This is a genomic window from Streptomyces sedi (assembly GCF_006335015.1).
Taxonomy (GTDB): Bacteria; Actinomycetota; Actinomycetes; order Streptomycetales; family Streptomycetaceae; genus Streptomyces; species Streptomyces sedi.
Genome location: NZ_VDGT01000041.1, coordinates 1 through 9,291 on the forward strand (window position 1 = coordinate 1; position 9,291 = coordinate 9,291).

Consider the following 9,291-nt stretch of genomic DNA (forward strand, 5'->3'; position numbering starts at 1 on the left):
GACCAGCCCCTCCAGGTAGTCCAGTGCCCGTTCACGCGGCTCGGACCTGCCGAAACGGTGGGCGAACCGGGCATGCAGCCCGGCTATCCCCTCGGACCAAGACTCAACCTGCTCGACCGTCACCTCAACAGCACACAGTGACACCAACGACGACCGACGCTGATCGTCACCCCAGATGCGGTTGCAGTACTAGGCGATACTCGCCGCCGCGGACCGCGCCCGGCAGGTGGCGGCCGACATCACCAGCGGCCACGACGGGGTCCTCCGGCTGGGCACCGTGCAAGGACCCGGCGACCGGGTCTACCAGATGGTCGGCGAACTCGCCGCCCGAGCATCGAAGTGGCAGGTCCGGCTACGGCGGCTGCCGGTCTCCGAACGGTTGGAGGCGGTGCGCACCGGGGAGCTCGACGCAGCGCTGGTACGCGCCGCCTCCGCCGCTCCAGGACTTGAACTGCTGGAGGTGTGGCGCGATCCGCTGTACGCGGCGCTGCCGGCCGACCATCCGCTGGCGGACCGGCCGGTGCTCGGCCTCGACGCGCTGTCCGCGTTGCCGCTGCGGCTCGGCCCGCGCGAGCACAACGCCCCCTTCCACGACCTGATCCGAAGAGCCATCCGGCAGGCCGGAGCCGCACCGCCCCAGGGCCCGCCGTTCACCGACCTCCAGACGACGCTCACCGCGATCGCGACCGCCACCGCACCCTCCTGGACCGTCTTCTACGAAGTCGGCCCCCTGCCACGGATGCCACGCCTCGCACCGCGGCCGTTGTCCGCGCCCTCCGTGACCACCTCCCTCGCGGTCCCACCCGGCCCGCCGACCCCCCGCTACTGCGCCTCCTCCAGGCACTGCACACGCGCACCCCCACCACCTCGGCGCCCGACACCCCCACGCCCGAGACACCCCTCCACCCGGTCACGCCCCGCCCACCTCCCGTCGGCGCATCCGTAGCCAATGGTAGGAACGCACCCGGGAGTTGAGGACCTCAGTTCACACGGTCGGCGGCCCGCCCCCGCTGGCACGGCCGGCGACGCGCCGCCCCGCACCACCAGGCGAGGAGTTGCCATGTACCACCGCCCGCACCGCGACGACTTCGACCGGGCACTCGACCGGCTGGCCGCCGACTACTGGCAGATCGTCGACTCCGAACGTTTCGCCTCCGACATCGGCACCGGCGGACTGCTGAACCCGCCGAGCGACCTCGCCGCCCACTTCGGCCCGGACGGCACCCAGCGCGCCGACATCACCCTCCGCTACCGGGGAGGCGTCACCCCCATGCTCCAGTCGACCCTCGCCCGCGCAGGGCTCGTCGCCTCCGTCCCCGCCCGCCGGCCCGACGAGAACGACGACGTGCCGGACACGGACGACGCGAAGTGGGCCGCGAAATACGAAGCCACCCGGCAGAGGCTGCTGGCCGCGGAGAACGGCACACTCGCACCGGAGGACGGCACCGTCGTCTGCCTGGCCACCGACAGCCCCTCCGACCTCCTCCGGATCACCCGGGCGTTCGACCGCCTCGCCGAACACGGCTACTTCGCCGCCCCCGCCCTGTGGCCCACACCCTCCGGCTGCTGGGAGATCGTCTTCACACAGACCGCCGACGCGCACCCCAAGGCCGTCTTCTGGGACACCCAGAGCCACGACGCCTTCGACGCGCGCGGCGACCTGGTGGACGAGCTGTTCGTGCGATGGTCGGGCGACCCGGCCCTCATCGCGGAACTGCTGGCCGACACCGGGCTTGAGGTGACGACACCGGAGAACGAGACGACCGCCTTCGTCCTGCGCCCCGTCGGCCTCATCACCCCGACCGACAAGGTCGACCTCATCCTCGAAGCCCCCGGCGAAAGGCAACTCCAGGTCATCAGGGTCCTGCGCGAGTTCATCCCCACCCTCCCCCTCACGGAGGCCAAGGCCCGGCTGCGGAAGACACCGACACCCCTACTCCGGAACGTCACGGCGGGGACCGCCGAGAAGGCGACCGAACGCCTGGAAGCCGCGGGCGCCACGGTCACCGTCACACGCACGGACACGGACCGGCCGCCCCGACCGTCCGGCGACCCCGACGAGGCGCACCCCTGACCCTCGCGACGCGCGACGGGACCCGCTCAGCTCCCGCGGTTGCCCAGGACGCAGAACTCGTTGCCCTCCGGGTCCAGAAGGGTCACCCAGCGCTGCCCGTCCTCCACGCCGTCGGCACGCCGGGCACCGAGGGACAGCAGCCGGGCGACCTCGGCCTCCTGGTCGTCGGGGCGGAAGTCGGGATGCAGCCGGTTCTTCGACGACTTGCCCTCCGGGACAGGCACGAAGAGCAGACCCGGCATCCGATCCGGCTCAGACCGGATCTCGATGATCTCCTCCGACTCGTCGACCACCACCCACCCGAGAGCCTCGGCCCACCAGCGCCCGAGAGCGACGGGGTCGGCGGAGTCGACGATGATCTGCTCCCATTCCAATGCCATGACCCTGAGCATAGGCGGACACCGACCTCGGCGGCCGTCGCCGTGGGCTGTTGCTCGGCTGTCGAGGAACGCTCCAGCAGACCCAGCTCACCGTGGCGACGATAGCGATACACCCACTTGAACGCGCACCCCCGCGAGATCCCCATCCCGGCTGCCACGTAGGCGATCGGCCGACTCGCACAGCGTTCCATCAGACGACGGCGGCCCTCGCACGACAGGGGCGCGTTGCGGTGAGTCACCGATGGCCCACCCTGCCCGCAACGGATCCTGCCGCGCCGGGAGATCGCGGGACCACCCCGAGATGCGCTCCGCGCACGCCAGACCGCTCAGCCAGGTCGACCAGCGCGCGCGCATGGTCAGCATGGGTGATTCGAGTGGTCAGGTCGCCGACCTCGGTGAGGGCGTATCCGCCGGTGGGCGACCTGTCCGGGGCGAAGTCTCCCGCAGGGCTCACCGCTGTCCACCGCAGACCAGACGCCTCGAACGTCTCCAGCGCGGTGCGGTGCGCCAGCGAGAAGGGCCGGTACTCCGCGGGAAAGCTGTTGGTGTCGACGGGCGCGACCCCGGAGGCATCGGGCAGCAGCGAGGCGATGCTCACCCACACCAACCGGGAGACCCCCGCCTTCCGCAACCCGGTCACCAGACCGTTGGCCACGGCTGGGAAGAAGCCTCCCGGGTCAGCCCCAGCAGGTGCCACACCTGCGATCGCGACGCCGTGCCCAGATGCGGCACGCGCCACCGCTTGCGGGTCCGTGATGTCCGCGTCCGCACTCCTCAACGGAGTCACGTGGTACCCACGTGAGGCCGCCTCGGCCACTGCGCTGCTGCCGGTCTTTCCGCCTGCCCCGAAGACCACGATCGTCACCATGGGCTCGACGCTAGGCGAGCCCCCGGTTACCGATTGGGTACCTACCCTTGGACTATGAGCCGACTCCCACCCGAGACGTTCGACGAACTATGTCCCTCTTCAATGCTGCCCATTCGGATGCAGAACAAGTGGGCACCCTTGATCACGCGTCTGCTCGGCGAAGGAGCGCAGCCGTTCAGCGAGCTGCGCAGGGCACTGCCGAGGACCAGCCCGAAAGAGCTCACCCGAGCACTGAGGTCACTCGACCGCGACGGATTCATCACCCGCGACGCCGACGCAGATTCCCCTGGCTACAGCCTCACCCCACTCGGGCAAAGCCTCCTCGCCGTCCTCCTGGACGTCTACGCCTGGACCGCCGAGCACTGGGACGAACTCGTCGATGCCCGGGAGCGGGCAGACCATCCAGAGGACGATTCACCTGTCAACAACGTTCTGACCCGCAACAGCTAGGGCGTGTTTCAGAAGTGGATCATTGTCGTGAAACGGCTCTGGGCGGCTGGTGGAGAACTGAGGGGCGACCAGTGGGCCACGAGGCGCTGTTGCCTCCGGCGCCGGGATGGGGCGCCCCTGGCTACAGTGGCCCGATGCGTGAAACCCCCGAAGAACTCAACGAGCTCCAAGCCCTGCTCGAAGCCTCCCTGTCCCGCTCCACCGCCCACCTCCGTTCGATCATCACCGAGCGCACCCTGGCCGCAGAGCAGCTCACCGAGATCCTGACCGGCATGTGCACGCTCGCCCTCTCCACTGTGACGGCGAAGGGCGAGCCGCGGATCAGCGGCGTGGACGGGCATTTCCTGCACGGCAAGTGGTACTTCGGCACGGCGCGCAGCGCCGCCAAGGCCCGCCACCTCACCGCCCGCCCCGCCGCCAGCGTCGCGCACATGCGCGGCGAGGACCTGGGCGTGTTCACGCACGGCATGGTGGAGACCCTCAACCCCGAGGACGGCGAGCCGGCTGCGGATTGGCCAGAGCTGCTCGCGTACTTCAAGGACTTCTACGGCGACGACGCCTTCGACTGGGACAACGACGTGGTCTTCTACCGGCTGCGCCCGCACTGGATGACCGTCTACGCCCCCGATATCGCGAAGCTCACCGCCGAGTGACGGCGGGCTCATGAGCCAGGCCGTGGGCCTGGCTCACGAGCGATCACAGCCACTCGTTGATCGCGGCGATGTGAAGGGTGGCCTCGTAGCGGACAGCGAGCTTGTCGTATCGCGTTGCCACCGCTCGGTGTCTTTTGAGGCGGTTGATGCCGCACTCCACCGCGTGGCGCCCCTGGTAGTCCTCGGTATCGAACTTCGTCGGCCGGCCGCCGCGGGAGCCGCGCTTCTTGCGGTTCGCGATCTGATCGCGCTTCTCCGGGATCGTGCGGCAGATCCCGCGCTTGCGCAGGTAAGCGCGGTTCGCACGGGAGCCATATGCCTTGTCCGCACGGACCTTGTCCGGCCGGGTGCGCGGGCGCCCCGGTCCCACACGGGGCACCCGGACATGGCCCAGGACGACTTGGAACTGCGGGGAGTCACCGCGCTGGCCAGCTGTGATCACAAGTGACATCGGCTTCTGGGCCTGTTCGACCGCAAGATGGAGCTTGGTGGTCAGCCCGCCCCGCGAGCGCCCGAGCCCGTGGTCGTCAGGCCCGACGAAGACGCCGCCGGGCGGCTCGACGTGCAGATTCCCCTTTTTCGGGCTCCCGCTGCGTGCTGGTGCGCGCGGGCGATCGTCGAGCCCACCGAGATGTGGACCAGGTTTGATGCCCTTCGGCAGCAACGGTTCCAGCACCACCCACTGAGCGTCTGTCAGATCCTTTCGAGCCACGAGAAGTGATCATGGCACGCCCTTGATCCACTTCTGAGACACGCGCTAGGTGCTGACACCAGGGCCCCAGATCCGGCGGTTCGGTAGGTGGCGTGGGTGTCGGGGTGGGGGGCCCGGGTTGGAGGGGGCAACGGAACGGGCTGGTCGCCAGTGGGGGAGGAGGAGACGGGAAGACCGTCTTCCCCATCATGCCCTTCCCACTATGCCTGGACGTCCGGCAGATCGTGGACAAGCCACAGCCGGTCCATGCTCCACCACGGATCGAGCAGCGTCACCCAACTGTCCGTGTGGTCCGGGTGCGTGAGACCCAGCACGTAGGCGGTGCCGGCCAGCCCGATCTGGCAGAAGTCACCCCGGCGCCGAATCTCCCATCTGTTGCGGGACTCCCGCAACTGCTCGTCTTCCAACAGCACCGGGCCCTGGAAACGAATGTTGTCGTACACGGCACTGCCCTCGGCCTTGCGCAGCGGCTCCACGAAGCGCCCGAAACGCACGTGCCGGATGGTGACGGTTCCCTCTCCTGCCGGGGCGAGCAGGAACCGGTGGCGGTCCTGGAGCCGCTCGTGATCCTCCCGCAGGGCCTTGAGATGTTGGCGCTTGGCGACAAGTAGGTCCGGGACGAGTACCCCGCCGGTGTGAGCGCTCACGATCATCTTCTCGCCGTACTCCTCGCTATCCTGAGCGGGAAGCTGACGGGGTGACTGAGCGGACATCATGACCTCCATCGGATCAGCGGCGGCCTCCGTGGGCCAACACCGATTGTCGTGGAGCCATCCACCGACAGTGAGCCCTGGACCGCAGGACTACCTGAACGTGTGAACTCCGGACGAGACCCTCAAATGCTTCGCTGGTTATCGAGGTTGCACTCGTCGACTCGGAGGGGCTGGCAGGCCCTGGTCAACGAGCTGTTGCGTGTGGCCGGCATCGCCTACGAACTGGCTGCCGAAGGCGAAGACCCCGGACAACTGTTCACCGCCACCGATGACGCCCACAGCGCACTGATGCACCGAGCCCAGGTCTCCCACCGGTTTCGCGTCGGAACCCGCACGGCCCGACCTCGTCCCCGCCATGATCGCCCTCTACGACGATGGGGGTGTCGGGGCGCTGGTGGCCGGGCCGGGCTACAGCCCCAACTCCTCCAGCACGGCTTGTTGTTCGGGTGGCAGGGTGTGGCGCCTGCTGCGCATGTTGGAGCGCCATACCCCGAGTTTCACGGCGACGGTCTGCTGCTCCTGGTCGTTGTCGGCGTTGAGGGTCAGGTGTTCGATGTGTCCTCGGGACACGGTGAGGTGGCCTTCGCGGGCGAGGTATTGGCGGGCGGCGGCGACCCCCCGCTGGAAGGAGGCGCTGCCGCGCCCTGCGGTGGGCTTCGTGGCTGCCGGGAGGACGCCGAATGCCGCAGGCCTCGCGCCTTCTTCGCCTTCCACGTTTCCCGCGTCTTCCTCGCCGGCCGCCCCGGGGACCGCTACGGTCTTCCCTGGCGCCACTGCGGGTGCCGTCTTGAGCGGGGTGACCCCGAGTTGTTCCAAGAGCTCCCGCTGCCCGGGGAGGAGTTTGGCCCACACCGTGGGCTGGGTCTGCTTGGTCAACCAGCGCCCGATGTCCATCCCATGGACCGTGACCCCGGGGTTGATGTGTATCGAGCCGGTCTCTTCGGTGGCGAGGCTGTGCAGGGCGGCGTAGTGGCGTTGCCAGCTCGCTGGCCAGGCCGGGTTCCAGTGAGGGTCGATCGCGCGAAGTGCCGTCTCCCACTCGGGGCGCCCGTCCAACGCGCCGGGTCGGCGTAGGTTGGCCAACCACTGCCCCAACGGCCTGTCGAGAGCTGTGGCGGTCCTCGGAGCGCAGAGACTCCAGCGCTCCTCGTAGTACGCCTTCGCGGCTTCCAGGTTCTCCTGGAACCGCTCGTCGACCTCGGACCACACCATCCCGAGCTGTTCCAGCCGGCGGGCCCGCTGCCCGCTCATCTCTCCGGCCCGGTAGGCGCGCCGCTGTTCCGCGACCCACTGCCCCAGGGGGAAGGCGCCTTCACGGTGGCCGTAGGGGACGCGGGCGTGCTGCTCGCGTTCGACGTACCGGCGGAGGGCTTCCCAGCCGCGGGCCCAGTCCTGCCGCTCGGTGTCGATCACGTTGAACGACACCCACCGCGCGACCATCGCCGGGTCACGCCGCGCCGCGAAACGCAACAACACACGAGATTCCTCCTCGCCTTCCTCCGGCTTCGGACCGATGAAGATCGACGGCTCAACTATGCCCTTCTGCGGCTCCTGTGGAATGGCAAGCAATTCCACAGCTTCCTCATCATGCGCCCGAAGCCCTTCCAATACCTTGACCAAAGGACGGTATGAGCTGGAGGTGAACATGTCCTCCGGCACCTCATCCGCACGCAGAAAGACCGGCACAATCAGCGACGCCACCTTCCCCTCACCCGGCTTTTGCCGCAGAGCACGGCCGACGGCCTGAACGATGTCGTGCGGCGCGCCCTTCGGATCGATCAGAGCGACGCTGTCGACCGCCCGGATGTCGACGCCCTCCCCAAGGACACGGCAGTTGGACAGCACCGCGCGCCGCACGGTGGACCCGAACTCGGCCAACACCAACTGCCGGTGCTCCTGCTCGTGCTCGCCACACAGCCAGTCCCCCCAGACCCTCTTCGGATAGGTCTGCGGCTGGTCGGCATAGAGCCTGCCCGCGACCGCTGCCAGGCCCTCGGCGAAGGCCTGGGCCTCTATAGTCCGGTGGTGGAAGGTGATGCACGTATTGAGGCCGTGTTCAGCCATGGCCCGCAGCAGACCGGCCTGCAACGCCGCCAGACGCTGCCCACGCACCTCCTCGCCGCGCCGTTCCTCACTCATCAACCGCGCGGGCGTGACAACCGGATCCTTCAGCTCCAACACGATGATCTGGTACCGCGCCAGCAGACCCCGGGTAACCGCCGACGCCAACGACAGCTTGTAGAAGACCGGACCGAACACAGCCTCGTCGTCCATACCCGCGGCCAACTCCCTCGGCAGCCGGTCACGCACCCCCTCCGCAACTTCCCAATGCGGGGCCCGCTCCTGCCAGATCCGCGGCGTCGCCGTCAGATACAACCGCCGCGCCGCCGGAATCGCCCTCTGATCGTGCACCCGCGCCCACTGCTTCCCCAGGGAGCCGGCGGTGCGGTGCGCCTCATCCACGACCACCAGGTCCATCGGCGCCAGCTGCTGCCCGTAGACGCCGGTGAACGCTTCCTCCAACACGGGAAGTGAGGCGTAGGTCGCGAAGACGACCACCTGGCCCGTGCCGTGCCACAACGACAAGCGCACCGGGTTCGTCGTCGCCCGCGCCCCCAAGTTCCACAGCCGCGGGCCCTCTTGGAGAGAGCAGACAGCCACCGCCGGCCCGGTATGCCCGACCCGCCGCCACTCCCGCACCGTCTGGGACAGCAGATCCAACGTCGGCACCACCACCAGAATGCGCCCACGCGGCAGCATCTCCCGCGCGGCGAACGCCGCCATGATAGTTTTCCCCGTGCCACAAGCGGAAATGAGCTGCCCTCGAAGGCCATTCGCAGGGATTCCGCTCGGAGGCATGTCGAAGCCGCTCACAACGGCGTCGACAGCCTCGATCTGATGATTGCGTAGATCATGTCTCGACATAGCCACGGGACAGACTCCTCCCGAGGGAGCAGGGATCGAATGCATGTAAGAGTGGTAAGCCTCTGAAACCAGAGCATACACAGTGCATCACTGCGATGCATCATCCTGGAAATGGGGGTTCGTACCAGGCATGACAAACCATCAGGTCAACCCTCATGCGCATCCATCGCGTGATAGCATGGGCCGGGTCTACTCCTTCGCACGGCCCCTCAGGTCTCTCCTCCAGTGCGAGATCAAACCCGATCAACGCCCCCACCACCCAGCGTCACCCAACGCGGAGTAGTGACCCGAACCCCCAATCCCTACACAGTGCATCACCACCCCGCGCCCCCATCCCGTAGCCAGCTTCTTTTAGAGTCCCGCTTGCGGGACTCCGCCTTTTCGCGCTTGCGCGAAAAGGCTTCACTGCGGTTTGCATTCCGCTTGCGGAATGCTTTTCCCGCGCTTGCGCGGGAAAACGCGTCGCCGCTTGCGGCGACGCATCCGTATTGCGCGGCTTGCCGCGCAATATCCCGC

General features: G+C 68.2%; 10 protein-coding genes and 2 pseudogenes. 4 read left to right on the top strand and 8 right to left on the bottom strand.

From position 1 onward, the window contains the following. Positions 1–123: pseudogene (locus tag FH715_RS29635) on the bottom strand (IS701 family transposase); the annotation flags it as partial. Positions 124–226: 103 nt separating this feature from the next. On the opposite strand from FH715_RS29635, the gene FH715_RS27830 reads away from it, so the two are divergent. Further along, a complete protein-coding gene (locus tag FH715_RS27830) occupies positions 227–946 on the top strand; it encodes a LysR substrate-binding domain-containing protein (RefSeq protein ID WP_211367791.1) in 720 nt (239 codons plus the stop codon). A 114-nt stretch (positions 947–1,060) separates the two neighbouring features. Next, complete coding sequence (locus tag FH715_RS27835) at positions 1,061–2,074, top strand: ribosomal protein L7/L12 (RefSeq protein WP_139650263.1); 1,014 nt, start codon at positions 1,061–1,063, stop codon at positions 2,072–2,074. Positions 2,075–2,100: 26 nt separating this feature from the next. Here the strand turns inward: FH715_RS27835 and FH715_RS27840 are convergent, their stop codons facing one another. The 3 genes and pseudogenes from FH715_RS27840 to FH715_RS27850 all read right to left on the bottom strand — a co-directional run bounded on the left by FH715_RS27840 (position 2,101) and on the right by FH715_RS27850 (position 3,322). Beyond that, positions 2,101–2,454 carry a VOC family protein gene (locus FH715_RS27840; protein ID WP_211367792.1) on the bottom strand — a complete coding sequence of 118 codons (354 nt, stop codon included), beginning with the start codon at positions 2,452–2,454 and terminating at the stop codon, positions 2,101–2,103. Positions 2,455–2,465: 11 nt separating this feature from the next. Next, a pseudogene (locus FH715_RS27845) lies at positions 2,466–2,693 on the bottom strand (leucine zipper domain-containing protein); the annotation flags it as partial. Beyond that, entirely contained in the window at positions 2,690–3,322 is a 633-nt protein-coding gene (locus tag FH715_RS27850) for an NAD(P)-dependent oxidoreductase (protein ID WP_139650267.1), read from the bottom strand. The gene FH715_RS27850 and the pseudogene FH715_RS27845, both read right to left, overlap by 4 nt. Positions 3,323–3,439: 117 nt before the next feature. Here FH715_RS27850 and FH715_RS27855 point away from each other — a divergent pair, with 117 nt between their 5' ends. Both FH715_RS27855 and FH715_RS27860 read left to right on the top strand, forming a co-directional pair. Beyond that, positions 3,440–3,772, top strand: a complete 333-nt coding sequence (locus tag FH715_RS27855; protein ID WP_246109033.1) for a winged helix-turn-helix transcriptional regulator — start codon at positions 3,440–3,442, stop codon at positions 3,770–3,772. Positions 3,773–3,906: 134 nt separating this feature from the next. After that, a complete protein-coding gene (locus FH715_RS27860) occupies positions 3,907–4,425 on the top strand; it encodes a pyridoxamine 5'-phosphate oxidase family protein (protein ID WP_139650272.1) in 519 nt (172 codons plus the stop codon). Between the two features lie 43 nt (positions 4,426–4,468). On the opposite strand, the gene FH715_RS27865 is transcribed toward FH715_RS27860, so the two are convergent. The 4 genes from FH715_RS27865 to FH715_RS28675 form a co-directional block, all read right to left on the bottom strand. Further along, on the bottom strand, positions 4,469–5,104 hold the full coding sequence (locus tag FH715_RS27865) for an IS5 family transposase (RefSeq protein WP_246109034.1): 636 nt from the start codon (positions 5,102–5,104) through the stop codon (positions 4,469–4,471). 233 nt (positions 5,105–5,337) lie between these two features. Next, positions 5,338–5,784 (bottom strand): hypothetical protein, encoded by a 447-nt coding sequence (locus FH715_RS27870; protein ID WP_139650274.1) that lies wholly within the window; start codon positions 5,782–5,784, stop codon positions 5,338–5,340. Positions 5,785–6,258: 474 nt separating this feature from the next. Then, positions 6,259–8,820: a helicase associated domain-containing protein gene (locus FH715_RS27875; RefSeq protein WP_425472782.1), complete on the bottom strand. Its 2,562-nt coding sequence runs from the start codon at positions 8,818–8,820 to the stop codon at positions 6,259–6,261. Positions 8,821–9,089: 269 nt separating this feature from the next. After that, a partial coding sequence (locus FH715_RS28675; RefSeq protein WP_211367793.1) for a hypothetical protein occupies positions 9,090–9,291 on the bottom strand: 202 nt, incomplete at its 5' end.

Coding starts and splice junctions, on each gene's coding strand:
- FH715_RS27835 (WP_139650263.1), top strand. CDS start 1,061: ATGTACCACCGCCCGCACCGCGACGACTTCGACCGGGCACTCGACCGG.
- FH715_RS27840 (WP_211367792.1), bottom strand. CDS start 2,454: ATGGCATTGGAATGGGAGCAGATCATCGTCGACTCCGCCGACCCCGTC.
- FH715_RS27850 (WP_139650267.1), bottom strand. CDS start 3,322: ATGGTGACGATCGTGGTCTTCGGGGCAGGCGGAAAGACCGGCAGCAGC.
- FH715_RS27855 (WP_246109033.1), top strand. CDS start 3,440: ATGCAGAACAAGTGGGCACCCTTGATCACGCGTCTGCTCGGCGAAGGA.
- FH715_RS27860 (WP_139650272.1), top strand. CDS start 3,907: ATGCGTGAAACCCCCGAAGAACTCAACGAGCTCCAAGCCCTGCTCGAA.
- FH715_RS27875 (WP_425472782.1), bottom strand. CDS start 8,820: ATGCATTCGATCCCTGCTCCCTCGGGAGGAGTCTGTCCCGTGGCTATG.